The 26,903-nt window shown below is 53.6% G+C and carries 23 protein-coding genes; 7 read left to right on the top strand and 16 right to left on the bottom strand.

The window, feature by feature from the left end:
* Positions 1 to 66: 66 nt before the first annotated feature.
* From VA597_RS03325 to VA597_RS03315, 3 genes are all read left to right on the top strand, one after another.
* A complete protein-coding gene (locus tag VA597_RS03325) occupies positions 67 to 1,056 on the top strand; it encodes a zinc-dependent alcohol dehydrogenase (protein WP_326975161.1) in 990 nt (329 codons plus the stop codon).
* A gap of 108 nt (positions 1,057 to 1,164) precedes the next feature.
* Positions 1,165 to 2,433 (top strand): 3-oxo-tetronate kinase, encoded by a 1,269-nt coding sequence (gene otnK, locus VA597_RS03320; protein ID WP_326975160.1) that lies wholly within the window; start codon positions 1,165 to 1,167, stop codon positions 2,431 to 2,433.
* A 41-nt stretch (positions 2,434 to 2,474) separates the two neighbouring features.
* Positions 2,475 to 3,065, top strand: a complete 591-nt coding sequence (locus tag VA597_RS03315) for a class II aldolase/adducin family protein (protein ID WP_326975159.1) — start codon at positions 2,475 to 2,477, stop codon at positions 3,063 to 3,065.
* 152 nt (positions 3,066 to 3,217) lie between these two features.
* Here VA597_RS03315 and garD read toward each other — a convergent pair whose 3' ends face one another.
* The 5 genes from garD to VA597_RS03290 form a co-directional block, all read right to left on the bottom strand.
* Positions 3,218 to 4,735: a galactarate dehydratase gene (gene garD / locus VA597_RS03310; protein WP_326975158.1), complete on the bottom strand. Its 1,518-nt coding sequence runs from the start codon at positions 4,733 to 4,735 to the stop codon at positions 3,218 to 3,220.
* Positions 4,736 to 4,758: 23 nt separating this feature from the next.
* Positions 4,759 to 6,063, bottom strand: a complete 1,305-nt coding sequence (locus VA597_RS03305; protein ID WP_326975157.1) for a lactate racemase domain-containing protein — start codon at positions 6,061 to 6,063, stop codon at positions 4,759 to 4,761.
* Between the two features lie 17 nt (positions 6,064 to 6,080).
* The gene (locus VA597_RS03300) at positions 6,081 to 7,583 is read right to left on the bottom strand and encodes a tripartite tricarboxylate transporter permease (protein WP_326975156.1); all 1,503 of its coding nucleotides are present in this window, start codon (positions 7,581 to 7,583) and stop codon (positions 6,081 to 6,083) included.
* Between the two features lie 12 nt (positions 7,584 to 7,595).
* Entirely contained in the window at positions 7,596 to 8,066 is a 471-nt protein-coding gene (locus tag VA597_RS03295; protein ID WP_326975155.1) for a tripartite tricarboxylate transporter TctB family protein, read from the bottom strand.
* Positions 8,067 to 8,140: 74 nt separating this feature from the next.
* Positions 8,141 to 9,154, bottom strand: coding sequence for a tripartite tricarboxylate transporter substrate binding protein (locus VA597_RS03290; protein WP_205703196.1), 1,014 nt, complete (start codon positions 9,152 to 9,154; stop codon positions 8,141 to 8,143).
* A gap of 213 nt (positions 9,155 to 9,367) precedes the next feature.
* Here VA597_RS03290 and VA597_RS03285 point away from each other — a divergent pair, with 213 nt between their 5' ends.
* Entirely contained in the window at positions 9,368 to 10,342 is a 975-nt protein-coding gene (locus VA597_RS03285; RefSeq protein WP_326975154.1) for a LysR family transcriptional regulator, read from the top strand.
* Here VA597_RS03285 and VA597_RS03280 read toward each other — a convergent pair.
* Positions 10,265 to 11,539 carry a lactate racemase domain-containing protein gene (locus tag VA597_RS03280; protein ID WP_326975152.1) on the bottom strand — a complete coding sequence of 425 codons (1,275 nt, stop codon included), beginning with the start codon at positions 11,537 to 11,539 and terminating at the stop codon, positions 10,265 to 10,267. The genes VA597_RS03285 and VA597_RS03280 overlap by 78 nt on opposite strands.
* A gap of 42 nt (positions 11,540 to 11,581) precedes the next feature.
* Positions 11,582 to 12,748: an enolase C-terminal domain-like protein gene (locus tag VA597_RS03275; RefSeq protein ID WP_326975151.1), complete on the bottom strand. Its 1,167-nt coding sequence runs from the start codon at positions 12,746 to 12,748 to the stop codon at positions 11,582 to 11,584.
* A 172-nt stretch (positions 12,749 to 12,920) separates the two neighbouring features.
* Between VA597_RS03275 and VA597_RS03270 the strand changes: the two genes are divergently transcribed.
* Entirely contained in the window at positions 12,921 to 14,825 is a 1,905-nt protein-coding gene (locus VA597_RS03270; RefSeq protein WP_326975150.1) for a sigma-54-dependent Fis family transcriptional regulator, read from the top strand.
* A 62-nt stretch (positions 14,826 to 14,887) separates the two neighbouring features.
* On the opposite strand, the gene ku is transcribed toward VA597_RS03270, so the two are convergent.
* Positions 14,888 to 15,712 (bottom strand): non-homologous end joining protein Ku, encoded by an 825-nt coding sequence (ku, locus tag VA597_RS03265; protein WP_326975149.1) that lies wholly within the window; start codon positions 15,710 to 15,712, stop codon positions 14,888 to 14,890.
* A gap of 148 nt (positions 15,713 to 15,860) precedes the next feature.
* Here ku and ligD point away from each other — a divergent pair, with 148 nt between their 5' ends.
* A complete protein-coding gene (gene ligD / locus VA597_RS03260) occupies positions 15,861 to 18,308 on the top strand; it encodes a DNA ligase D (RefSeq protein WP_326975652.1) in 2,448 nt (815 codons plus the stop codon).
* 89 nt (positions 18,309 to 18,397) lie between these two features.
* On the opposite strand, the gene VA597_RS03255 is transcribed toward ligD, so the two are convergent.
* The 5 genes from VA597_RS03255 to VA597_RS03235 all read right to left on the bottom strand — a co-directional run bounded on the left by VA597_RS03255 (position 18,398) and on the right by VA597_RS03235 (position 24,291).
* On the bottom strand, positions 18,398 to 20,095 hold the full coding sequence (locus tag VA597_RS03255; protein WP_326975148.1) for an FAD-dependent oxidoreductase: 1,698 nt from the start codon (positions 20,093 to 20,095) through the stop codon (positions 18,398 to 18,400).
* A 101-nt stretch (positions 20,096 to 20,196) separates the two neighbouring features.
* Entirely contained in the window at positions 20,197 to 21,483 is a 1,287-nt protein-coding gene (locus VA597_RS03250; RefSeq protein ID WP_326975146.1) for a YeeE/YedE family protein, read from the bottom strand.
* 149 nt (positions 21,484 to 21,632) lie between these two features.
* Positions 21,633 to 22,439 carry an ABC transporter ATP-binding protein gene (locus VA597_RS03245; RefSeq protein ID WP_326975145.1) on the bottom strand — a complete coding sequence of 269 codons (807 nt, stop codon included), beginning with the start codon at positions 22,437 to 22,439 and terminating at the stop codon, positions 21,633 to 21,635.
* A 21-nt stretch (positions 22,440 to 22,460) separates the two neighbouring features.
* Positions 22,461 to 23,504 carry a taurine ABC transporter substrate-binding protein gene (locus VA597_RS03240; RefSeq protein ID WP_326975144.1) on the bottom strand — a complete coding sequence of 348 codons (1,044 nt, stop codon included), beginning with the start codon at positions 23,502 to 23,504 and terminating at the stop codon, positions 22,461 to 22,463.
* A gap of 4 nt (positions 23,505 to 23,508) precedes the next feature.
* Positions 23,509 to 24,291: an ABC transporter permease subunit gene (locus VA597_RS03235; RefSeq protein ID WP_326975143.1), complete on the bottom strand. Its 783-nt coding sequence runs from the start codon at positions 24,289 to 24,291 to the stop codon at positions 23,509 to 23,511.
* Between the two features lie 235 nt (positions 24,292 to 24,526).
* On the opposite strand from VA597_RS03235, the gene VA597_RS03230 reads away from it, so the two are divergent.
* Complete coding sequence (locus tag VA597_RS03230) at positions 24,527 to 25,417, top strand: LysR family transcriptional regulator (protein WP_128741630.1); 891 nt, start codon at positions 24,527 to 24,529, stop codon at positions 25,415 to 25,417.
* Between the two features lie 6 nt (positions 25,418 to 25,423).
* On the opposite strand, the gene VA597_RS03225 is transcribed toward VA597_RS03230, so the two are convergent.
* Genes VA597_RS03225 through VA597_RS03215 form a run of 3 tightly spaced genes read right to left on the bottom strand, consistent with a single transcriptional unit; the run spans position 25,424 to position 26,902 of the window.
* Entirely contained in the window at positions 25,424 to 25,942 is a 519-nt protein-coding gene (locus tag VA597_RS03225; RefSeq protein WP_128741629.1) for a YeeE/YedE thiosulfate transporter family protein, read from the bottom strand.
* Between the two features lie 26 nt (positions 25,943 to 25,968).
* Positions 25,969 to 26,193 carry a sulfurtransferase TusA family protein gene (locus VA597_RS03220; protein WP_128741628.1) on the bottom strand — a complete coding sequence of 75 codons (225 nt, stop codon included), beginning with the start codon at positions 26,191 to 26,193 and terminating at the stop codon, positions 25,969 to 25,971.
* Between the two features lie 10 nt (positions 26,194 to 26,203).
* Positions 26,204 to 26,902 (bottom strand): YeeE/YedE thiosulfate transporter family protein, encoded by a 699-nt coding sequence (locus VA597_RS03215; RefSeq protein WP_128741627.1) that lies wholly within the window; start codon positions 26,900 to 26,902, stop codon positions 26,204 to 26,206.
* Position 26,903: the final 1 nt, after the last annotated feature.

The following is a 26,903-nucleotide window of genomic DNA, read 5'->3' as shown; positions in this document are numbered from 1 at the left end:
GGACAAACGGAATGGACCGTTCTGTTTTCTCATGAATTAAGACAAGAAAGGATATAGTAACTATCTATGAAAAAATTTATTACAAAAGCTGCCCGTCTGAATGGACCGTATGATATCGAACTGATCGAGCGCGAGTTGGAATGCGGGGAAGACGATATTATCGTTAAGAACCACCGCATGGGAATCTGCGGCTCCGACAAAAGCTTCTACAGGGGAAAACTGCCGCCCAAAACGGCGGAATTCCGCCAGGACCCAAAGTTCCCGTTCCTGCTGGGACATGAAAGCGGGGGTACCGTGATGGCCGTAGGCAGCCGGGTAAGTGATTTCGCCGTGGGCGACAGGGTAATGGCCTTCGGTTGGTGCAATAATTTTGCCGAATATTTCCGCGCAAAAAGCTTCCAGCTTCAGCCAGTCCCCTACAATCTGGATATGGACATCGCCTCGTTGGGGGAACCCATTGCATGCGCCATGTATTCCGGTTTGCACTGCGGCGTAAACCTGGGGGATTTTGTCGTGGTCATGGGCGGCGGCTTCGCGGGCCAGATCATCGCCCAATGCGCAAAAAAAGAGGGTGCCTCCTGCGTGGTCGTTGTCGATGTTCTGGAGGGCAAACTGCGCCTTGCAAAAAAACTGGGGGCGGATGAAGTAATTCAATTGGGCAATGAGGACCCCGTTGCCCGAGTGAAAAAAATGACGGAGGGTACAGGTGCCGACGTTGTGATAGAAGCTGCCGGAAGCGAGGATTCCTTTAACGCGGCGACCGAGATGCTTCGCCACAACGGGAAATTTGTATTTTACAGCTGGGTTACGACGCCGATTACGCTGAATATCAGCCGCTGGCATGACGACGGACTGGAATTCATCAATACCTGTCTGGTGCATCATACTTGGCAACAGCGCTATGTGTGGACACCGGAAGCCCTGCGGCCGGTCGCCCAAGGGATGATACAGATTAAGCCGCTGATTACAAACGAATTTAAACTGGATGAGATTCGTCAGGGATTCGAGCTGGCCGATAAGGATGACACCGCGGTCAAGATCTGTTTCCGCCCATAGGATTAAAATAGAAACGAAAGTGTATGGAAAATCAGAAAAGCCGATGCGCTTCCATCGGCTTTTCCTGCGCTTTCCGCGTGAAGCCGCTGTTTGAAAAGGAGGAATACGATGGCAGTGTTGGGATGCATCGCCGACGACTTTACCGGCGCCAGTGATGCGGCTTCTTTTCTGGTAAAGGGAGGCATGAGTGTCCGGCTTTATAACGGAGTCCCACGAGGAAGTCTCCCAGAGACATGCGACAGACAAGGGCAGCCGGATCAAACACAAGCATTGGTTATCGCGCTGAAATCCAGGACACAGAAAACGCAGGATGCTGTGGCCGACAGCCTTGAGGCCGCACATTTTTTACTTTTGCAGGGCGTGAATCAGATCTATTTCAAATATTGTTCCACCTTTGACTCCACACCAGCGGGAAATATCGGACCGGTGGCCGATGCGTTGATGCAGTATCTGGATGCTCCCTATACCCTTCTGTGCCCCGCGCTTCCGGTCAACGGAAGAACTGTGGAAAATGGGAAGCTGATGGTGAATGGGGTGCCTCTGCATGAAAGTCACATGAAGGACCACCCTCTCACTCCCATGTGGGACTGCAGAATCGACAAGCTGATGGAACCGCAAAGCCAATATCCCTGTGTCTCTTTGAGAGTGGACCAACTGACTGATTTCGCGCAAAAAGCTCCCTCAAAGGGGCCGTTCTACCTGGTCCCCGATTATAAAGTTGATGAAGACGGCGAAAAGATCGCCGCCGCATTCAGCCATCTGCCCTTTTTGTCCGGCGGCAGCGGATTGCTGGAGCCATTGGCGAAGATCTGGACGAAAAAGCTCTCTTTGCCAGCGAAAATACCTGAGAACACGACAGCAGGCCAGGCACTGCTGTTGGCGGGAAGCTGTTCAAAGGCTACCCTTGGCCAGATCGCGTGGTATCGGCGGCAGGGACAGCCCTGTTATCAGCTCGAACCCAGGAAAGTGCTGGAGGGTCGACAAACCGCAGAAAATGTCTGGACATTTATTCAGGCACACACCAGCGACACAAATACCGTCCTGGTGTATAGCTCCGACACGCCCGAAAAGGTGAAAAAATCTCAGGAACTGGGCATGGAAGCGGTGGCTGCAGCGATAGAAAACCTCATCGCCGCACTGGCGGTCCGCGCGGTGACCGCGGGATATACCAGGATCGTCTCCGCAGGAGGTGAAACCTCGGGCGCGGTTACGAAGATGCTCGGCTTTTCTTCTTACTGGATGGGTCAAAGCGTCGCGCCGGGAGTTCCAATCATGGTCCCTGTTGAGCGGCCGGACATACGGCTGATTCTCAAAAGCGGAAACTTCGGTCAAGAGGACTTCCTAGGGCGTGCTCTGGCCATGACAGCGAAACAGTGAAAAATCTGACGGAAGACAACCGTCTGAAACAGGAGGACAGGATGGATATCATATTACAGGAAAAACAACAGACTGCCGTCTGGGCGGCGCACAGCCTGTTTGAGCGGGGAAAAACCAGCGGGTCTTCGGCCAACCTGAGTTTTCGGCATAATGACCGGATCTACATCAGCGCCAGCGGCTCGTGTTTTGGAAAGATAAGGGAAGATGATTTTGTGGCGCTTTCTCTGGATGGAACGCCTCTTTCTTCCCGAAAGCCCAGCAAGGAATGGCCGCTGCACCTGACGCTTTACGAAAAATCCCCGGAAATAGGCGCAGTCATTCACACCCACAGCACCCACTGCGTGCTGTGGAGCTTTGTCCCTTCTCTTTGCGAGACAGACTGTATCCCCCGGCACACGCCCTATTTACAGATGAAACTTGGAACGGTGGGGATCGTCCCTTATGAGAAACCCGGCTCCGAAGCGCTTTTTTCAGCATTTCGCGCACGAATCAACGCAAGCGATGGGTTCCTGTTGAAAAATCATGGGCCGGTTGTTCCGGGTAAGACGATCATGGACGCTTTTTACTGTTTAGAGGAACTGGAGGAAAGCGCCCTCATTGCATGGGAGCTGTATCGGGCTGGATTGAAATAGTCCTTCACCCGGGGATTCGGGAGGTTTCAAGCAGAACCTCCGGCGAAATGCCGCCTTTTGGGGAAGATGCTGCCGCTCAGAGGACGAAATAACGCACAAAAGGCCGCTTTGCAGCGGCCTTTTGAATCGGTACAGTTTTCGATGGACCCGGCTCAGGTAATCGGCGCCGGATTGAAAATGCAAAAGTCGTTATGTATTTTATATTTTTCCGCGCAGCTCTTCTCTTTCCCGCCCGCAATATCGAGGATCTGCCGGAACAGCAGTTCGCCCATCTCCGGAATCGTCGCGGCCCCAGTTGCGATTGGACCGGCATTAAAATCGATCAGATCCGGCCATTGTTCCTTCAACTCATTTCTGGAACACACTTTAATCACAGGAATTGCGGCAAGGCCGTATGGCGTACCGCGCCCTGTCATAAATACCTGCGCTCCGATTCCGGACGCAAGCTGGCAGGAACCGCATACAAGGTCGCTCGCGGGAGTGGCTGCGTAAACTAACCCGCTTTTCGTCGGGCGCTCACCCGGCGACAGAACTTCGACAATTGGGGATGTGCCGGATTTGGCAATGGACCCCATCGACTTCTCCACAATATTGGAGAGTCCTCCCTTTTTATTGCCCGGAGTCGGATTCGCACTGCGGTCCACATCTCCCTCGATCAGGTAATTGTCGTACCACTTCATTTCGGCCGCCAGTTTTTTGCCGACTTCCTCATTGACGCACCGCTGCGCGAGAAGATACACGCCATCCCGGACCTCCGTCACCTCGGAAAACAGTACGGTGGCTCCCCCTTTTACCAGCATATCCGCGGCGTAGCCGGCGGTGGGATTCGCGGTTACGCCCGAAAACGCGTCGCTGCCTCCGCACTGCATGCCGATGACAAGCTTGGACAAAGGAAGCTCTTCCCGCTTTCGTTCATTTAAAATTTTCAGTTTTTTGTCTGCCATTCTCATCAAAGCTGCGACCATCGCGTCAAAGCCGTTGTAATCCTGAAGGACAATCAGATTCTCCGGTGAGAGATCTTTTTCATCCATCAGCATCGCCGGCGTAAACTTTTCGCAGCCCAATCCCACAACCATCAGCTGACCACCGAAATTCGGGTGTTTGGAAAGATTGCGCAGGATCCGGATCGGAATTTTCGCTTCCGGCGCGTTGATCGCCACGCCGCAGCCATAGGAGTGGTTGACCGGCACGATGCCGTCCACACTCGGATATTTGGGCAGAAGTTCTGCTCTCATTCTTTCAACGGCGACATTCAGCACGCCCGTGACGCACTGCACCGTCGTATTGATGCCCAGGATATTCCGCGTTCCGGCATATCCCCCGTCTGGATTGCAGTACCCCATCCAGGTTCGCACCGGCGGCTCCGGGAGATTTGTAACAAGGTTGGTTCCAAACTGCATATTGTCCACATCGGGGGGCGTCGGGAGTACCAGCATTTTTTCATTGACCCAGTCCCCTTTGCGGATCGGATCGACTGCGTACCCAAGCACAACGCCGTATCGGATGATCTCTCCGCCCTTTGGAATGTCGCACAAAGCGATTTTGTGGGCCTGCGGAATATCCTGATTGGCGGCCACACCGTCCATTACGGTGGTGCCGGCCACTATGTTTTTGACTGCTATGGCGACATTATCAACATCTTTGATCTTGATGCACAAGGGACCTATCAAGGCTCCATGCCTCCTCAGTTAGCTTATATTTTAGTCAGGACATTGCCGCTTTCGTCAAAAAGCAGGTCCTGAGGTTCATCCAGCGCGGCCAAGCCGGGGTATTTTCCTGCCACAACATCATGATAATAAGCCTCGGAGAGCATGATTCTGTCGATATGCAGGCTGTTGGCAATATAAACGATGCGCATTTTGCCGCGATCCACGCCGGTACAGGTTCGAATGCAGATTTGAAACGCTTCCCTGTCGTCCGCGACGACGCAGGGAATCCGCGCGGAAGCCAGAACGGTGCTGGTAATGCAGTTGGGATACATTTTTTCGACATCCATTTCGTCGAAAATCTTTCTTGTAATGGCATTGGCAAGGCCGGTGCCCAGCGCGTTGCCGTGCGACGCTTTGCTGAGGTTTAAAAAGCACGTCCGCTGGACCCTGATGCCGCCTGTTGCGAACGGCGTGGAAAATGTGCCCGTAATGTTCGGGTCCACGCCCGTCCCGCTGTAATTCTTGCCGATTTCGTCGACGGCGAGCACGTCGCACTCGCCGACGATCAGCTTCGGCATATTTTCAAAAGCAAATTTCAGAAGTTCCGGCTCCCGGGCCAGGATGTCCTTTGCCGGAATCGCCTCGATCCGGCATGTCTCATCATATGCATTTTCGACACAGGGAACCGCGAATAAAATCGGAGCCTTTTCAAGCACGACCTTCGCCATTGTGGGGATGTTTTTTGAAATAACGTTCATCCCATCTCCATGGACCTGCTCCGCGCCGGCCTGTTTGCCAAGCCCGACCACCATCATTTTGCACGGACCGCTTTCATAAGGCCCCCGGAATGCATTGTGCGGCTTGATCCGGCAGGACAGGATGATCCCGTCCGACTCGTAGGCGTTCCTGTCGATCATAACCGGCCGGCCCAGTCCGGAAACCCCAAGCTGAACGACCTCCATAGAGGATTTGATCGGGCAGCCCATTGTCCGCTCCGTAATTCCGTAACTCGCCAGAATCTCCAGTTGTCCCTCCGCGGTCGCCCCGCCGTGGCTTCCCATGGCGGGAACGACGAAGGGAAAAGCTCCCCGCGCCTTTACAAAATCGACGATGGCCTTCGTGATGATATCAACATTTCGGATTCCCCGGCTGCCAGCGGTGATTGCGATTCTCATTTTCGGACGGATCAGGGACGAAAACTGTTCCTGACCCAGCTCTTTTGCAATAACGTTCGGAATTTCTTCCGGCTCAATCGCAGGGCGGGGAAACTTCTGCGAAGCATGAAACATCCTGGGGATCGGGACGTCCCGGAGCAATTCCGAAACCTTTCCACCTTTTGTTACTTTCATAGCCTAACACGAACTCCTTAACCGTTGGAGGCCGCCGCCTTTTTTACGCTGTTCGAACGGACTCCTTTAATAACCGTATAGATAACTGCCGCAACGGAGAGGACCATGAAAACTGCGGCGATCGGCGACTGGAAAAACGCCCAGAAATTGTTGTTTGCGTACATCATGCCGCGGATGAGATTTTCCTCCACGATCGAGCCGAGAACAAAACCGAGAATCAGAGGGGCCTGGGGGAATTTGTATTTGGACATAAAATAGCCAAGCACGCCGAACAGCAGCGCGGTCCAGACATCAAACAGCCGATGGTTTGTTCCGTAGGTCCCAACGACGCACAGGGTCAGAATGGCCGGCAGCAGAATGTATTTGGGAACGGAAAGGACCTTGACGAACAGGCGGATGCCGCTGGATTCGACCACAAGCATTATAATCGTCGCGAGGATGAACGCCGAAAACACACCATACACCAGCACACCGCTGTTCTGGAACAGCAGTGGACCCGGAGTGATGCCATGCAGCATCAGCCCGCCCAGCATCATGGCCGTGACCGTATCACCCGGAATTCCGAGCGTCAGCAGCGGGATCAGAGAGCCACCGATCGAGGCATTGTTCGAGGTTTCGCTCGCGACAAGGCCGTCGATAATGCCAGTCCCGAACTTTTCGGGATACTTGCTCTGCGATTTTGCGGCCGTGTAGGCGACAATGTTGGAGGTCGCGCCGCCGATACCCGGCAGAATGCCGATGCCGATGCCGATCAGGGCGGAACGGAGCATGTTCCAGAACTGTTCCTTGAATTCCCGCATCGAAACGCCGAAGCCCTTCATTTTATATTTCATCAGGGTCGCTTTTTTGCCGTCCAGCCCTTCAAAGCCGACCTTGAGAATCTCCGCGACGGCAAACAGGCCGATCATGACGGAGAGCATGTCAAAGCCGTTCGCGAGGTTCTTGCTGCCGAACGTAAAGCGGTTCGCCCCGCCGATGGACGCATAGCCGACCAGGGAAAACGTGATGCCCATTACGGCGCTGATCAGGCCCTTGACGACGTTGTCGCCGACCATGCTGCTGATCAGAGTCAATGCGAACAGGCAGATGGCGAAGAGCTCGTACGGTCCGAATTTCAGCGCGACGTTCGCCAGCGACGGGGCGATGAAAATCAGCGCGATGATGGAAAGCACCGTGCCGATGAACGAATACAGGATCCCGATTCCCAGCGCTTTACCGGCCTCACCCTTCTCCGCCATCGGCGCACCGTCGAACGTGGTCGCCACCGAGGACGGCGTACCCGGAATTTTCAGCAGAATGGCCGAAATCAGTCCGCCGGACGTCCCTCCGACGTCGACGGCGACCAGCAGCGCGATCGCATTGAGAGCCGACATGGAAAACGTGATGGGCAGGCAGAGCGCGACGCCCATGGTCGAAGTCAGGCCCGGGATCGAACCAAATATAATGCCAACCACGACGCCGAGAAGAATGATGACAAGACAGTTGACATTCAGAACGGACAGTAATCCTTCCTGTACCACACAAACACTCCCTTACTTAAAAAGCATGCCCTCAGGCAGAATCAGAGAAAACACATTCTGGAACAGAAGATTGATCGCAATCGGAAGCACCACGGAAACAACTGCGAACAGAACGTAATTTTTAACGCTCCTTTTCTCCTTCGGCACGAACAGAAGCGTCTGAGCAAAAACGTAGAGAATGGATGCCAGCGTGAATCCGATCGGATCCAGAAGATAAATGTAAACGAACAGCAGGGCGAGGGTCAGCAGGAATCGTCTGATGCTGCCGTTTTCTTTTTTGCCCTCCGGTTCTCTCAAGCCGTTGAGCAGATTCATCACGCTCAGCACGATCCACGCGATGGACATCAGCTTCGGCATGAAGTCCGCACCCTGCCCCAGAACGGCTCCGGCCTGAATCGTCTGAGCCGAACAGAACAGCGCGATCCCCACAAGAAGCAGAACGATGTTAAACAGATTGCTGCCCAAATTTTTTCTTATATCCATTGTATGTACCCCAATCTATAAGCCCGGCGGATGGTGCTGAACGCCGTCTGCCGGGCTCATTTCAATACGAACCGTCAGCCCTTGAAATCAACATTTTTCAGAATACTGTTCACTTCGTCAAACTTTGCAAGCCCGTCTTTCGAATTGTAGAAGGTCGGAACCTGGAAATAAGTAGTGGCAATGGAGTTCTGATAATCCTTGTCGTTCTTCACAATGTCTTCTACCGCATCGTCAAAGGCCTGAACCATATTCGGATCCGTCCCCTTGGGGAACGCAAAGAAGTAGTAGAAAGGAAGCTTGATATCGTATCCCTGATTCGTGATGGCCTTGATGGTCGTCCCATCCACAGTCAGGTCATTGCCGCCGTCCATCGCAAGCGGCACAAGATCGCCTTTTGTGACATAGTCCTTGATGGAACCGTAGCCGGCAAGGATGATGTCGACGTGCCCGCCCACCAGGGCGGCAAGGCGGTCGGAAGCGCTGCCCGCGTCCACAATGTTGATGTCAAGTCCGGCCTGTTTCAGCAGAACGGCAACCGCGTAAGAAGTCGCGCCGGTTTGAGCCGCCATTTTCAGCTTGCCAGGATGCGCTTTCGCGTAGTCGAACAGCTCCGGGAGCGATTTAACGCCAAGTTTGGAGCTGACCGTAACCACATTCCCGGGGCTCTGGGCGGGAATGCAGGCAAAATCATAGGAATCAAAGCCGTAATCGGTCGTGCCGCTGAGCTGGTTGACAACAAACGCCGAGTGGTAGAACAGGATGGAACTGCCGTCTGCCGCGGCATCCTTTACCTGACGGGTGCCGGTCGCGCCGCCGTTGCCGTTGACATTCGACACGACGAAGTTGCAGCCGAACTTCTTGGACAGTTTGTTTGCAAACAATCTTGCGTTGTAGTCGCTGTCTCCGCCCGCGCTCGCAGGAACGATGATCTGAACATTTTTGGGCCATTTCACCTCAGAAGCGGAACCCGAGGCGTTGCCGCCGGCGGACGCCGCCCCGGAACTTGATGCTCCCCCGCCGGAAGAGCAGCCCACCGCCGAAGCGAACAGCATCGCGGACAAAAGTACGGACAAAAGTTTCTTAAACAATTTTTATTTCCTCCCTCAACAAAATTTAAGATTTGTTTACAGTATACAATAATTTAAAATCTTTTTGAAATTAATAAATTTATGAAAACTCTTATTATTTCTAATAGTTCATCGTTTTTTCATTACGCCATTGTATAATAGCGCTATGAGATATGCATTTTCAGAAGTGTATTTAAGACAATTTTCCCAACAGTGGAAAGGATCTGTGGTCAAATGGACTTAAAACAGGTAGAGTATATTGTACAAATAGCCAACGAGTGCAATATCACCAAAGCGGCGGAAAAGCTGTTCCTCACGCAGTCGGCGCTGAACCAGCAGCTTTTAAAGCTGGAGCGGGAATTGCAGACTCCCCTTTTTTACCGGTCCAGAACAAACTGGCGCCTCACCCCCGCGGGGGAAGTCTATATAAAAAACGCCAAGGAACTGCTGCGGATCAAAAGGGAGACCTATCGGATCATCAGCGATATCGCGGAAACGAAAAAAGGAAATCTATCCGTCGGCTTTACTCCCGGGCGGGGCATTCCCATGTTTACGAGGGTGTATCCGAAATTTCACGGATTATATCCCGACATCGTAGTGACCCCGGTCGAAGCCAGCGTGAAAAAGCAGCAGATCATGATTGAAAACGGCGATCTGGATCTCGGCTTTTTAACGCTGAGCGACAATCAGAAAAAGAGCACCAACCGATACATCGACATCTGCGAGGAAGACATCTGCCTGGCTGTCCCGGAAAACGACCCGCTCGCGGATCTTGTGAACTTTCCGGAGGAAATCAGCAACATTACGCCTTTCCGGGACAGGCCGTTCGTTTTAATGTACAAGGAATCCTCGTTTCGTCCGCTGATCGACGGCATTTTCCAAGGGGCCGGCTTTTCTCCGAAGGTGCTGTTTGAAACCTCCCAGATTCCCGCCATTGTGACGATCATCGAATCGGGCATCTGCTGCGGCATCATCCCCTATCTTTATTTAAAAGGCAAAGAAAAAAAGATCCGGTACTGCTATCTTCCCGGCCGCCCGACCTGGAAAATATGCGCAAGCTACGGCAGCCAAAGCTACCTTGGCAAAGCGGCGAAGGAATTCATCCGGCTTGCAGCCGATTACTGGGTGGCCTCAGAAACCGTACAGCTGCAAAGTTCCGGCATCATCAAACGGGACATCGGTAAAATCGGAACAAAGTTCGATTTTTGACCGGTCTTCGACCGCTTCGACAGCCGCCTTCGACAGATAAATCGTTTCCAGGGCTTTCGTACTTTGGACAATGGCAAGTCTGACCTCGTCGGTGGAAAGCTTTCCGCAGGTTTTCAGGCAGCCCTGGAATACGAGTTTGTCCGTAGGCATGGTCGCGGGAATTCTCGCAATGGAAGGGTGCATTCCCGTCAAACAGTTGATCATGGTTGCTTCTTCATTGATCTGTCTTCGCATGCGCTCGCTGATAAAGTCGGCCAGACCGCATCCGCTGGCATTCCCATTTGATTTCGGCGTAATGCGGAGAACGCCGATTTTTTCAATTTCGGGGCCCTCGTTCGGCCTTCTGTTGATCGGCCTGCCGATAATCGCGGGGTCCATGCCCGTTCCGCTCACGTCCTTCCCGAGCTCGTAAACGATCAGGCAGTCCAGGCTGCGCAGAGGAAGCTGCGGAATCATGGAAATCGCACGTTTGAGAATCTTCGGCTCTTCCTCCAGAATCTGATCCTTGCGCAGGACGTAGGTGTCCGCCAGCTGCTCGTAGCCGTTTTCAATCAGCGCGACACCGCAGACCACTTTGAGATGCTTTAGCGCCTCCTTTCCCACCCGGACCATATTGGGGCCAAGGTTGACCGGTCCCAGGCTGTGCGTCATTGCCGCGCCCTTGTGTTTGGCCAGGCCGATCGCCATCATCTTCAAAAGGCCGCTCTGGTATTCCTCTCGAATCGAAGTATGGGTCTTAACGCGGTTCAAAAGAACGATGCCGTCCGCCTCAAAAGCGTTTTTATCAATGTAGACCGGCAGCCCGAGATCCGTGCGCGAGACCTCGACCGTCTCCATGGAAGACAGAACCGGCGCGCCGACGGTTTCTTCTGAAATCCCCAGATTGCACAGCATTTTTTTCTGACCTTCGGCCGTGGCGCCGCCGTGGCTGCCCATCGCCGGGACGATAAACGGCACGGCCCCGGCGGACTTGAGATAATCCACGACGGCTTTCATCACCGTCCGATATTCCGCAATTCCCCGGCTGCCGCCGGTGATCGCGATCCGGTCCCCCCGTTTGACGGGGATATGGGCGCCGGACAGCTGACGCAGCAGATGTTCCCTCGGGTTTTCCAAAACCGTTCTGTCAAAGTGCTGCCTGATGCGCGCGACTTTCGGGATCTGATAATCTTCCAGCATTCCAGTCAATGCGGACATTTCCGACCCTCCTTTCGAGATGTGAGTTTTTTTCTATCCGGTTCAGTACGCGCCCCGGACGGCAAATTTCAGCTTTGCGTTTTCGCTGTAAAAATATTTTTTGCTTTCCAGAGCTCCGTCGGCTTCCAGTTTTTTCAGGTTGATCCGGTACGGGGCCCCTTCTATGTCGGGCAGGTAAAAACGCCCGTCCCTCTCCTCGCTCTTTACCTCCAGGCATTCGCCAAGCGTGTAGGTAATCGGCTCATGATACTCCAGCATCTCGTTCTCTTCATACAGGGCGCCCAGCGCCGCGTTGACAAAAGTGGTTCCGCCCGAGGAAAAATCCAGGCCGTTCCGTTTGGCGAGGTCGCGGATCGCGACAAGTTCTCTCACGCTGCCCATGCGTCCCACAAGAGGCATCAGGTGATCGACGCCCTTTTCCACATAGGTTTCAAACGCATAATAGTTCCGCATGGATTCCCCAAATGCGATTTTCATGTTGATGCCGCGTTCTTTCAGCTCTTTGATCGCGTTCATATCCTGAGAAAACACAGGTTCTTCGAACCACGCCGGGCGGTACGGCCGGATCATGTCGGCGAATTTCAGCGCGCCATCCACGTCCCAGACCTGGTTTCCGTCCACGGCGACCGCGATGTCATCTCCCACCGCCTTGCGGACAAGTTCCATGCGGTGCGCGTCCCGCTCCATGTTTTTGCCCCAGTCGCTGCCGACCTTGAACTTGACGGTCTTGTAGCCTTCCTCCACATAGCGAAGCATATCGTCCACAAGGGCCTGGTCCTCAAGAATGATGGCTCCGCCGCCCTTGTATACGGCCGCCCAGTCTTTTTTCGCACCGAGGAACCGGTGGAGCGGCTGCTTTTTCCGGCGCGCCAGAATATCCAGCATGATCAGGTCAAATTGTCCCAGGTCGCAGATCTGCCCGCTCTGGAACCCGAAATTGCGGAAACACCAGTACAGATAGCGGTACCATTCCGTGTAAGTGCGGGTCTCTCCCGTCAGGATCAGCGGAAGAACGTTTTCCACCATTCCCTTGGAACAGAACGTTTCCCCGCAGCACCCTTCCGAATCATAGATCCGGATCCACCCCTGCAAAGGCGCAAAATTGCCGAAGCCTCCGGTCGCATCCTTAAATGTTCTGGGAAGCGGGATCGGATTAAAATTGTAGTAGATCGCTTTTGAAAATGTAAGCTTGTCCTGATAGTCGAACATTTTTGGCCTCCTTCGATTTCTTTCGTCTGGAATGATACCCTATATGGTCTAAATTTGTAAATCATCAAAATTCATTTTTATTGATTAATCTTTTTTGTGTTAAATATTTGTTAGATTTATGTTATTCTTGTTTTGATTTATGAACAAATTTGCAACAGTACGGAGAGTAAAAATGGGAAAAATTCTTCTGGTCGCATCCGGAGACAACATTGCCAAATACGCCTATCAGCTGCAAAGTGAGCTGAATTTTCCGCCGGATTTTGAAATTATCAATCTTCATATGGAACAGGCCCTTTATTACGTAAGAAGCCTGTTAAAAAAAGAAGACGGGGATATCGATGTCGTGATTGCCCGGGGAAACACCGCCAAGCTGCTGCGGGATGCAAAAATTTCAGCCCCCGTCGTAACGATTCCGATCTCCGACTCCGAAATACTGGCCGCCGTCCGGCAGGCGCGGGAAAGTGCCGCAAAAGAGGACCCCATCGTGGGATATATCGGGCTTCAGGACGTAGTCAGCAGCGTCCGCCATTTTCTGGAGACATTGAAAATCAAGGCCCGGCTGTACCAGGCCAACAGCTCCGCCGAAATCGAAAAGAGCATCATCCGGGCCCAAAGAGAACAGGTCGACGTATTGATCGGCGGCGTTTACACCTGTCAGATTCTTGAAAGCATCCACGTCAAGCACGTTCTTCTGGAATCTTCCCTTTCCTCCGTGCGAGAAGCGTATCACCGCGCACGGGAAGTACAGCGAAACATCAATCTGCAAAGAAAAAGGCTGCAGGAAAAAAACACGATATTGAACACCGCCGTAAACGGTGTCGTCAGTATAAACGAATCAGGGATTGTCACCTCCATCAACCAGGTTGCCGCAGACTACCTCCACACGGTTCCGTTCAAAGTCGCGGGAAAGCATTTCACGGAACTTCTGGGACAGGAAGACTCCCAGCCGATTTCCTCCGCTCTTTCCACCGGGGAAAAGACTCCGGATTTCCTTATAAAGCGGAACGGGGACCTCTTTTTGCTTTCGGTCAACCCGATCCTGGTAAATCAAAAGGCGCGGGGCATTGTCGTATCAATTCAGAAACAGTCCTCCTCCAAAGGCAGCGATCGCCCGGCGGCATCTTTCGGAGATGCAATCGGGCAGTCGGAACAGGCCCGTCAGATTCTGGATACCGCCCGGGAATATTCGGAATGGGATCTGCCTGTTTTGCTGATCGGTGAGACGGGGACCGGAAAAAGGTTCTGGGCGGAATGTATTCACAGCGCAAGCCGGCGGTCTTCCTCTCCCTTTGTTTCCATTGACTGTTCCATGCTTTCACGTCATAATCAGCCGTCCGGCAGGACGCTGTCCCGTCTGCTGCAAAGCGCTGACGGCGGAACCGCATACTTTGCCGAGATATGGCGGCTGCCGCCTGAAGAGCAAGCGCTGATGGCCGATTTTCTTGAGGAAAAGAGGATGGTTCTCCCAGACGCGGGCGAGACCGTTTCAGCAGACGTGCGCATCATCGCATCTTCCAGCAGGGACCTGTCGGAATTCGCGGGCAGCGGCCGTTTCAATCAGAGCCTGTACCATACGCTGAATACCCTGCCTCTGCCGCTTTCTTCCCTCAGGCAGCGCCGTGCCGACATTCCCGCTTTTGCACAGTACGCTGCAAACCGGGCGTCTTCGCTTCACGGAAAAGAGATCTCCTTTTCTCCGGAAGCACTTGAAGTGCTACAAAATCTTTCTTGGGAAGGCAATCTCGACCAGTTGTTCAGCTTTTGCCAACGATTGACCGTTCTGACACGCAGTTCCAGGATTAACGCAAATTTTGTTAGAATTCAATATGGCGGCAATCCTTTCTCCTGTCTTCAGAAGGACCCGGAAACCTCTCCCGCCATTTTGCCTACTGTTCAGGATACCGGTATCTCGGTAGCAGGACGGTGGATCAGCTGCTCGGAATTGTGCGACCTGGAACGACACTGTGGCGGAAACCGGACACTCATGGCGGAAAAGCTGGGCGTCAGCCGCACAACGCTGTGGAAACATCTAAAACGGCTTTCCTCAGAGGGAAATATGGTTTTCAGTCAAAAATAACTGTTTCCGTACGGCGGCATTCTCTTGTGCTTATTCGGTTTGCCGCAAAGAGAAGGGTGCGTTCACGCACCCTTCTCTTTTTTTGTTTTAGGGGAAGCAGGTTTATTCTCATCTTTTGCTTTCCCTTCACTCTGCCTTTCAATGCTCGCTTTCAGGGCATCCATCAGATTGATGACATTTCCGGCCTGCTCCGGCACGGCCGCGGCGACATCCTTTCCGGCTATTTTAGCTTCGATAAGCTCCCTGAGTTTGCCCTGATATTCGTCTTTATATAGAGCCGGGTCAAAGGGTGTATCCATGGAGTTAATCAAAACCTGCGCCATTATCAGTTCCTGTTCCGACAGTTGAGGGATTTGATAGGATTTCTGGAGATCCCTGACGTCATCCTGATAATACATGGTCGAGATCAGCATTCCGTTCTCACGCGGAATAATCGCCATCAATGTGTCCTTCGTCCCCATGACGGTCTTGCCGATCGCGATTTTCTGCTCTTTCATCAGTGCGGATCGGAGAAGTTCAAACGCTTTTTCCCCTCCCGCTTCTGGAACGGCCTGATAGGTCTTGTCATAGTAGACCGGTGAAATCTGATTCAGCTGTGCGAAATGCAGGATCTGGATTGATTTTTCCTTTTCAGTTTTAATTTTTTCAATTTCATCATCCGTCACGACGACATAACGGTCCTTATCATACTCGTAGCCCTTGATAATGTCCTCGCTTTTCAGCTCTTTTCCGCAATGGGCGCAGACCTTTCTGTACCGCACCCGGCTTTGGTCTTCTTTGTGCAGTTGATTAAAATGAATATCATTGTCCTGGGTTGACGTGTACATGGACACGGGAATCGCGACGAGTCCAAACGAAATAACGGACCGATGAGCTGCTGCCGGCATAGTCATGCACCTCCCGGACTAGCTTTGCCAGAGCGCCGGCAAATATAAGTAAGACTGGAACGCAAAGCTCACCCGGCCAAACATGGATAACCCCCGTTGAATCGGCGGATAATAAAAACGATTAAAATACGAAGGATATGGTATGAAAATGTCGCCCGGTCTGAATGAATACAACCGAAAAAGAAATTTTGAAAACACGGAAGAGCCGGAAGGCCGAGAGGAAAAGTCTGAAAACCGCCTGAGGTTTGTCGTCCAGCACCATATCGCCCGCAGGGATCACTTTGACTTCCGGCTCGAATGGAACGGTTCTCTTTTAAGCTGGGCGGTACCCAAGGGACCCTCCCTTGACACCCGTGACAAAAGGCTCGCCGTACGGGTGGAGGATCATCCGCTCGATTACAGGAATTTCGAGGGAACGATTCCCAAAGGGGAATATGGAGGCGGAGTCGTGATGCTCTGGGACGAGGGCTTCTGGGAACCTTTCACCGAGGTGGATCAGGGGCTTCGTCAGGGTTTGTTAAAATTTGTCCTGAAGGGAAGGCGGCTCAGAGGAAATTGGGCTCTGGTCCGAATGAAGGCCAAAGCCGGTGAAGAGGCGAAAAACTGGCTTTTACTGAAGGAGCGGGACGATTACGCCAAAGCCGGCGACAGTATCGCCGAATTCACAACCAGCGTTCGCACCGGACGCACCATGGAGGAAATTGAAGCGGGGGCGGATGAAAAAATCACGCGAAATCCCTTCGACAGAACCGGCATACAGCTCGCCAAGCTCGCCGCCGCGGTCCCCGACGGCAGCGGCTGGCTGTATGAACTGAAATACGACGGTTACCGGATCCTCGCCTTTCTGGAGGGGGGCGGCGCCCGCCTCATCACCAGAAACGGCAACGATTACGCCGAGCGGTTTCAGGACGTCGCCGACTCCCTGACCGGCTGGGCCGCAGGAAGATCCATGGTTCTGGACGGCGAGATGGTCGTCACCGATGCACAGAGAAGGACGGATTTTCAGGCTCTGCAAAACTATATGAGAAATCCTGTGGGGAAAAACCTCACTTACATCGTTTTCGATCTTCTTGCCCTGAATGGGGAGGATCTGAGAGGACGCCCCCTGATCGACCGGAAAGAGACATTGGGATCCTTGATGAAAGGCGCGCCCGGAAATCTTTGCTACAGCCAACACGTCGTGGGAAAGGGCGAAGAGAGCTTCTCCGCCGCCTGCCAGGCAAGCCTGGAAGGAATCGTCGGCAAAAAGGCCGATTCCGTTTACAGCGGAACAAGAAACGGAGACTGGATCAAGCTGAAATGCGGCAAGCGGCAGGAATTCGTCATCGGGGGATACACGCTGTCCGATAAAAAAGCGAGCGGGGTCAGTTCCCTTCTCCTCGGCGTCTATGAAGAAAACGAACTCGTTTATGCCGGGCGGGCCGGAACGGGCCTGACCGCTCACGACATGGAGGAACTCGGGCAAAAATTTGAAACCATCCGGAGAGAAGACGCTCCTTTCAAACAGGCGCCGGAAGCGAGATCGAACGAGAAAATCACATGGCTTGAACCCGTACTGGTCGCGGAAATCAAGTTTGCCGAATGGACCAATGAGAATCTGCTTCGGCAGGCAAGTTATAAAGGGCTGCGTACGGACAAGAACCCCGGGGAAGTAAAAAGAGAGGATGCGGCCAATGAGAAACGGGCGGATCAGGATCTGCCGCCTGCCGAGGAGCCGGAGGTGCAAATGGAAACAAACAGCGGCATGACGGTCGAGGGAATCAAAATAACCCATCCCGACAAATTGGTTTTTGCGGATCCCGAAGTGAAAAAAGCGGATGTGGTCCAATACTACGCTAAAGCGGCGGAGCGAATGCTGCCCTACGCGGGAAACCGGATTCTCAGCATCGTACGCTGTCCCAAGGGAATCTCCTCCTCCTGCTTTTATCAAAAGCATCCCGGCCCGGATCACAAGGGCGTCGTCACGATTCCGGTCGTGAACAACGACGGGCAAAAGGAGGACTACTTTTATATTGAGAACGCTGCCGGGCTGATTTCCGAAGTCCAGATGGGCACTCTGGAATTTCACGCCTGGGGAAGCCGGGTCGAAACGCTGGAAAAGCCGGATCTGATGGTTTTTGACCTGGACCCGGACGAGGGAATGGATCTGGAGCGGGTACGCCAGGGTGTCAAAGAGATCAAGAGCGTCCTGGAACAGCTCTCTTTGACCTCGTATCTCAAGACCAGCGGAGGCAAAGGGTATCATGTGGTCGTGCCTTTCCAGCCGTCCGCCGATTGGGACCTGTTTCACGATTTTGCAAGACGGGTCGCCGAAGTCATGGAGCAGCGGTGGCCCGACCGCTATACGAGCAACATCAGAAAAGAAAAACGGAAAAACAGGATTTTCATTGATTGGATCCGGAACGGAAGGGGAGCCACAAGCGTCGCCCCCTATTCCCTGAGGGCGAGAGCGGGAGCCAGGGTTTCCATGCCTATTGCCTGGGAAGAACTCGACACGGTCGCCCCCAACGGAATCGGCATGACGGACGCGCTCGCAAGAATGGAGAAAAGCGATCCGTGGAAGGATTTTTTTGAAATCAGGCAAAAGCTGAAATAACGCCAAGCTCCCGGACGCATGAAAAACCGGCCTGCCCGCGCTTTCTAAAGCGCGGGCAGGCCGGTTTTAATCTTTCATTCCGCTGTTTTTCAGGTAAAGTTGTATTCCGTGACAATCTTCTTTCTCCCGGTCACCCGGTCCTGATAATATTCGTAGCAGCAGATTCCAAGGTAGGAGCCGGAGATATTGACGACATTGTCATATCCCAGATTCTGCAGCGCCATCACGGCGTTGTAGCTTCTCTGGCTGCTGCGGCAGTGCAGATAGACCGGCCTGTCTTTCGGAATCTCATTTAGACGGTCTCTGAGCCCGCTGAGAGGAATATTGACGGCGTTGATCAGGTGGCCCCGGTCAAATTCGTTCTTTTCCCGGACATCGACGATGAACTCGTTCTTTTCAACCAGTTCCCGGACTTTGGTGACCGGAACCTGCCGGAACCGTCCGTACAGAAGATTCAGCCCGACCAGCGCCGCGTGATTGACGGCGTCCTTAGCGGTGCCGAACAGAGGCGCATAGCACAGCTCCAGTTCCTTTAAATCCTCCAGTGTTGCGCCCATGGTAATCATGGCCGCTATTACGTCGATCCTCTTGTCAGCCTCTCCCTTTCCGACGGCCTGCGCGCCCAGAATTCTGCCGGTCGGATATTCGTACAGGAGTTTAAAGTGCAGCGGGTGGCTTCCGGGCATCAGGCCGACCTTGTCCGCCGGGATGATATAAGCAAAGTCGCATGGAATTCCCGCCGCTTTCGCGGACTTCTCATTCAGCCCCGTGGAGGCTGCGTTCAGGTCGAAAATCCTGACGACGGAGGAGCCGATGACCCCTTTATTGTTGTGAGGAATCCGGTACATATGGTCGGCCGCGGCCCGGGCCTGCCTCTGAGCCGGACCCGCAAGGGCCAGCCGGGACGGTTTGCGGGTCAGCCGGTTATAGACCTCGATCGCATCTCCGACGGCATAGATATCCGGGTCGCTGGTCAGATAATCGTGATTCACCCGAATGCCGCCGGTCTCCCCGATTTCAAGCCCCGCGTCTTTTGCGAGGCCGGTTTCGGGCCGAACGCCGATTGCCATAACAACCGCCTCTGCCGCAACTTTTCTGCCGGATTGCAGTTCGATGGAATCTTCGCCGATTTTCTTTACCCCGTCGCTTAAAATCAGGTTGACTCCATGGTCCAGCATCTCCTTGTGCAGAATCTGCGCCATGTCATAGTCAAAGGGCGCCATAATCTGGTCGAGCGCCTCGATCAGGCTGACGTTCCTGCCGGCCACGCGCAGGTTTTCCGTCACCTCCACGCCGATAAATCCGCCGCCGACGACCGCGACATCCTGAATTCCGCGCTCCGACAGATATTCGTCGAGCTTCCGGATATCGACAACATTCCGGACCGTGAAAACATTCGGACGGTCAATCCCTTCAATGCTTTTGGGAAGAACCGGAACCGCCCCGGGGGATAAGATCAGCGTGTCGTAAGTTTCCTCATATTCTTCCCCCGTGTTCAGGGTCCGAACGGTGATCTTCTTTTCTTTACGATTGATTTTTGTGACTTCGCTGTTGACTCTGGCCTCAATCCGGTACTGTTTCTGGAACTGCTCCGGACTCATCAGGACTAAAGCATTGCTGTCGTTTACGACCCTGCTCAGGTAAAACGGCAGCGAACAGTTGGAAAAAGAGACGTGGGGTCCCTTCTCAAACATCATAATTTCCGCCTTCTCATCGAGCCTGCGCGCCCTCGCGGCAACGGAAGCCCCTCCGGCCACTCCTCCGACGATCAAAATCCTTTTGCTCATGACTTCGACTCCTTCCTTCCTCCATCATATTTTCAAGCCGGCGAACCCGGGAATCGGCTTCCGGGGCGGAATCAGGATTCCGCCTCGGACCCGCCCTCCCTTTAGCCCAACAGGCCGCCGCTTTTTTTCTTTGCAAACGCCGCCTTGCCGAACAGGTTGCCCAGAACGCCGCCCGCGACCAGAAAGATCAGAAAGATCCAGCCGGAAAGGGAAAAATTCGCGATCGGGGTGTAGAGCGCGCCCACATTGCACCCGTTTGAAAGTCTTGTTCCAAACCCCATGGAAAGGCCGCCGAGCGCAAAGATGAGCCCTTCGCGGAACGTGATGTGCAGACCCTCGCGGAACGTCCTGACAAGCACACCGGCAACCAGAAGATAGAGGATCGTTCCCAGAATGATACCGAAATTCTGTACGGATACTGCATTTTGGAAAAAGGGCTGCACGAAGGAATCCGGCTTCATTCTCGCGAATCCCGCCACGGCATCCGGAGAAACTCCGAAGACAAGCAGCAGCTTGCCGAACCAGACGCCGTAGGGAGTGGAGGCCCCCCACCCCGCTTTCGTCGTGCCCATCAGCACCGCGAACAGCACGCTGAGGACGGCCGCCCCCTGTGCCAGAGTCCACGGTTTGGCGAAGACCCGGTCGAAAGTCACCCCGCTGAACAGCTGATAGCTCTTGCTGTCAAAAGGATCCGGCTGCTCCTGCATGATCTCCGTCTCATTGCCCACGTATGTATTTTTTTCCTTGCGACTCTTCTCGTACCGGTAGGAAAGATAAACGACGATTCCGCAGAGCAGAGCCGTCAGAACCAGAGCTCCCAGGTACCCGTTGAGACCGTCCCATGAAAACAGATCCGGAAGGAAGACTCCGCCCGCAAATTTTCCGCCAGAAGCCGAAGTGAACCAGGAATTCTTAACCCACCCCGCGGTATTCTGAACCGGGAACCCAAGGTAAACGCCCAGTCCGAAAAACACCAGCGTGATAAATGCCCGCGGCAGACCCACCACCAGGTCGGTCAGCACTCCCGTGGCGCAGCAGGACGAAAGCGCCATGCCGAACCCGAACAGGACCCCGCCGAGCATCAGGCCGATATTGATCGGATTGACCCACAGGCTGAATTCTGAAGCATCCGAATTCAGCAAAAACGCGGCCGTCAGCACGCTGGAAACAAAGAACATGAGCATCAGCGCCCTCATCAGCTTTGTCGATCCGGTCCGGTACGCGCGGTTGACGCTGCCCGCAAAACCCGTATAGGCCCTCATCAAAGTATAGCCCAGCGCCAGGCCGATGACAAGCCGAAGCAACATCCCCGGCTTTAAAAATGCCTTGCCGAGCAGCAGTGACAAAACCAAAACCACAACTCCAAGAACCTGTTCCTTTTTGCTCATAACACCACTCCTAACTTTTCATATGGCCGACAGTCTTACCGTGATTTGTCCCCCAATCACATCCTTTCGCGGCAGAATTTATGGCTGATATCGTTAACAAATTAACAATTTGTATGCTGGCCTGCCTGATTTTTGGGGGCCGGACCGCTTTATTCCGTCCCGTTTTCCCCGAGAATTTCACTCAGAATTCTCCCCCGGAGTTCCCTGTACTCCGGCAGATATCTGATCTTCTCGCCGTCTTCGCCGAGGTACCGGCGGGTAAAATCCGGGTGGAATTCATTCAGAATCCTGCCCGGCCTGCTGGAAAGGACCATGATTCTCGTGCCAAGAGCCAGCGCTTCGTCCACGTCGTGCGTGATGAGAAGAACGGTGTTGCCGGTCTCCCGCCAGATCCTGCGGACCAGTGCCTGCATGTTCTGCCTCGTCAGCGCGTCCAGCGCGCCGAGCGGCTCATCCATCAGCAGAATCTCCGGCTGGTTCGCCAGAGCCCTCGCGAGCGATACCCTCTGCTTCATGCCGCCGGAAAGCTCATAGGGCTTTTTCTCTTCAAATCCTTTCAGGCCGACCAGTCCGATATACTTTTGCGCCGCATTTCGGATTTGTTCTTTCGGAAGCCTTCTCATTTTAAGACCGAAAGCGATGTTGTCCCTCACGTTCAGCCAGGAATACAGGGTGAGCGCCTGAAAAACAACTCCGCGGTGCCAGTCCGGTCCCCGGACCGGCCGGCCTTCCATCCGGATTTCCCCCTCGGTCGGCTTCAGGAACCCTGCGATCAGCTTCAGCAGGGTGCTTTTTCCGCATCCGGACGGACCAAGCACGCACAGGAACTCTCCCGTTTCCATGGTAAAACTGATCTCCCGCAGTGCCGTGACCTCGTCTTTTTTGCCGGGATAGCGAAATCCCACGCCGGTCAGGGAAAGCAGCGGTCCCGTCCGCTCATACTGTATCCGATCCACACAGAATCCTCCCGCTGTGTCCTATTGCAACGCCTGTTCCACATAGGACGGGTTGACGGCCTGTTCAAACGTCCCGGTCTTCGGTTCAGAGGCCAGGCTTTTCTGTTCATACAGGAAATCAGCCGTATCCTTCATCGAATTTACAATGCCGCCCTTTTGAGTGCTTGTTCCGAGATATTCGGGAGCGAGCTGCTCTTTGGCATCCAGCCAAACGGATCCCTGCATCTGTTTCTTCGCCTCTTCTTCAGAAAGGCCCAGGGCCTTTGAGACGGCCCCAACCGCTTCTTCCGGATGCTGCCGGTACAGTTCGACCGCCTCGTTCAGGGCCTTGATATATTTTTTGACAATTTCGGGATAGCGCCGCGCAAATTCTTTTCGGACGATCTCCACATTTGACGTCACGACCCCTTGGGCCGCTATGTCCTTGCTGGAAAGGATTGTTTTACCGCTTTCCAGGAGCTTGGAGAGCGTTGGTTCCCAGGCGTAAGCCGCGTCGATATTTCCCCTTTGCCACGCCGCATAGATGTCCGGCATCTGCATATCGAGCAGCGTGACGTCCTTTTCAGAAATGCCGTCCCTCTGCATCGCCCTTAAAAGGCTGTAATGCGAAGTCGAGGTAAAAGCCGTCGCGACCTTTTTCCCCTTCAGGTCCTGAAGAGACCGGATTCCGGAGCCGTCACGGGCAACCAGTTGTTCCGCGTCCCCCAAAACCTCGTGGACCCAAATCAATTCGACCTCCATTCCGTTTGCGATCCCGAGGGCGGCCGAAGAAGACCCCAGAAGGGCAAAATCAATGTTTTTCGCGATCATGGCGTTTCTGATGTCCCCGGCCTGAAATTCCACAATATTCACTTTTACGCCGAGCTCTTTCTGAAAGTAACCCTTCGCGATGGCGACGCCTTCATCGTCCGGCATTTTCTGTGTCCCGATATTCACGATTTCGGGCAGACCGGGCGAATCCGCCCCGGCTTCGCCCCCTGCCGGTTTTTCTGCTTTTGAACAGCCTGTAAACGCCAAAACCGCTGAAAGCGCAACGGCGGCGGCGCTGAGTAAATAGTTCCGCACGCTTTTACTCCTTTCCTTTCCAGGGAACCAGCCCCCGCTCCAAAAGCCTGAGCCCTCTGTCCATCAGGATCCCTGTGATCCCCATGAGGATGATTCCCAGGAAGGTGATATCGCTCCTTAGAATCCGGCTTGCATCCAGGACCATCCAGCCCAGGCCGGAAGTCGCGGCGACCATTTCAGCCGACACCAGAGTCGTATACCCGACTCCGAGAGCCGTGCGAAGCCCTGTCAGCACATCGGGCAGACAGGCCGGAAAAACAACGTGAACAAACACCTGCCATCGGCTCGCGCCAGCCGCGTACGCGCAGTTTAAATAATCCTCATTGATTTTAAGCACTGCGGAAACACAGGAAACATAGATCGGCGCAAAACAGGCCAGAAACAGAAGCGCAACCTTGGACTGGTCCTCTATTCCCAGCCAAAGGACCAGAATCGTATAATACGCGAGAGGCGGAAGCGGCCTGTAAAATTCGACCACCGGTTCCAGAGCGGCCCGTATCCCGGAATGGAACCCGCTTGCCAGCCCAAGCGGGACGGCGGCGGCAGCGGCAAGCAGAAACGCCGTAAGCAGTCTCCCCAGACTGGCCCCAATGTGCTGGAAAAGAGTGTGATTTCGGTAGCCGTTCTGCGCAATATCAAGAAAAGCGCTCCAGACGGACCGGGGCGGCGGTACCAGCTTTGGGTCAACCCACCCGAAACCGGTCGCCGTAAACCACACCGCGAAAATGACTGCGATCGTACCCGCCGTCAGAAGCTTCTCAAACGCAATCTTACGATCCGAATACATCTTCACCGCCTCCACCCCTCCGCCCGCCGAAATCCATAAGAATCAACAACGGGGGTCAAAGCCCTTGTTAATTTAATCTCAATCTCTCTGTTAATTATAGTACAAAGTTACTCCGATTCCTAATAAGCCTTTGTTATCCTGCATAAGAATTCACTATGGCGCTTTTCCCCCGGCCTTTCTTTTTTCGGAAAGCAATGCTACAATAGAGTTGATTATTCATTTGGATGTGAAACATATGGACTTCCAATACCTGGAATCGTTTTATACCACGGTCAAATACAACAGTATTTCCAAGGCCGCCGTCGCCCTCCATCTGACGCAGCCCGGGCTGAGCCTTCAGCTGAAAAGTCTGGAAAACGAGATGGGGACCAAGCTGTTGGACCGCAGCAATAAAGGAGTGCGGCTGACGGAAGAGGGAAAAGTCGTCTACAACTACGCGGTCACGATTCTCTCCCTGAAGGGCAATATTAAAAGGGACTTGAAAAACCTGCAGGAGAACCATCCGAAGCTTAACATCGGCTCCTGTTATGCCGTCGGAGAGTTTGCCCTTCCCTGCAGCATCTATATTTTCAAAAAGTTTTACGATGATGTCGATATCCAGGTCAAACTGATGAATTCCACCGAGGTGATTGAAAGGCTGCTGGACCATACCATCGGCCTGGGAATCATTCAGGACCATCCCAGAATGGGCGAAGTCATCGCCAGGACGATCATTTCGGATGAGCTTGTTCTTGTCGGACATTCTTGCGGCGGTCAAAAGAAAATCGACCTGGAGAAATTAAAAAGGCTGCCGCTGATTCTGCGGGAAAAGACCTCCAGCACCGGGTATCTGCTGGAAAAGGCCCTGCAGAAAGAAAGCGTCAGCTTGGATCAGCTGCATGTAATTTATCATCTGGACTCCCCCGGAGCGATCAAATCCTCCGTTTCGGCGGGGAACGGTTTTTCGTTTCTGCCGAAGCTGATGATTAAAAAAGAGCTGAAGGAGGGCACTCTGGAGCAGATTGAAATCGACCGGCTGAAAATTGTTTTCAATTACAATATGGCTTACCGAAAGGATTCCGTTTTGTCCGGGCAGGAGAAGAATTTTATTGAATTCATCCACTCCAACCGGCGCGGGTTTTGCTGAATCGGCCTATGTCACAATCTTGATCAGGAGTTTCGTCCCCGCCCACGCGCCCAGGGAGACAAAGATCCAGAACACCCAGGCGTGCAGGGAAAAGGACGGAATCCCGCTGAAAAAGCTGCCGATATTGCATCCCCCGGTCAGCCTGGAGCCGTAGCCCATCAGAATTCCTCCGAGAAGAGCATACGCGGCCTGTTTTCCGTTTTTGATTTTTCCCAACTTAAATTGGGAAGCCAGCAGTGCCGCAATGAGCGCACCGAAAACGACTCCCAGATTCAAGAGGGTATATTGGTTGAAAAAAGCGGAGTTGCCGGAGATAATCTCATCGTATCTCGTATTGTAAAGCCGAAAATAATCCCATTGGAACGGTTTGACGCCGAACCACTCGAGGATTCCTCCCGCCCAGAGAAGGTAACCTCCGGAAACCTGCCACACGGTTCCGCTTGAAGCAAGCAGCAGAACATTCAGCGCGCCGAGCAGAATTCCTCCCGCCCAGTACGGCCAAGCCGTTTTCAGCCATCGTTTCATCGGCTCTGTCCCGTCCTTTCCAAAAATTATGGCTTTTGAAGATAAATTTCCCACTCGCCGTCCTTCGGCTCCACGATTTTGATGGAATAGTGATTCTGTTCCGCCCATTCTTCCATCATCACCCCGACGCAGCTTTCGTCCGAATGAACCACCAGAATATCCCCGGAGACCATTTTTTTCAGTTCCTTGACCGCTTTGATTAAAGGAATCGGACAAACCTCATACAAACAATCCAAATCTCTGACTTCCATGAACACTCTCCTATCGTTCCGTCTCCGTCATTCTTTTCTGGTACCACGAAGCCAAGCCATACAAGCCGGCCAGAACGGCGATCTGCAGCATGACGGCGGTACCAAAATCCATGTATTCAGGGAAATACACGACGGCGCAGTTCTGAATGATACGGTCGTACCAGAACGGGTAATCCCTCGCCCCCATCACAGTGCCGATCAGAAACCCCAGAAGGGTAATCAGCGGCAGCACATGGCCTTCTCCGATTCTCATCAGCACACTGGCCGCGCATCCGCCGGCCAGTGCCATGCCGATGCCGAAAAGGAACGCGCCGATCGCGGTGTGCGGCCCGACGGAGTTCAGAATCCCGGGGATGTCGGAATAGCCCGCGTCCGGGTGGCTTCTCAGATAACCGGATTGAATCACGGCGAATCCCACGGTGCTGACCATCAGCGAAAGGATCAGAGCGCGCATCAGCTTCGTATTCCTGACAAGGAAGACGTCCCGAAAAGTCGACGCGAAGCAGAAGCGGGAATCCCGCATCACAAATCCGAACGCGATGCCCAGAACCCAGAAAACCGTATCTTCGCGGACATCCACCCAGAGGAAGCCCGCGCACGCGCACGCAAGAACCAACAGAACCGCCGCGTATGGAATCTGATTCTTCTTCTGAACAATTCTGGCTTTTTGCCTCTTTTGTATCAGTTCATTCATTTCGTCGGATGACATC

The sequence above is a fragment of the Caproicibacter sp. BJN0012 genome, assembly GCF_035986805.1.
Classification (GTDB): Bacteria; Bacillota; Clostridia; order Oscillospirales; family Acutalibacteraceae; genus Caproicibacter.
This window is presented reverse-complemented; position numbering and strand designations above follow the sequence as displayed.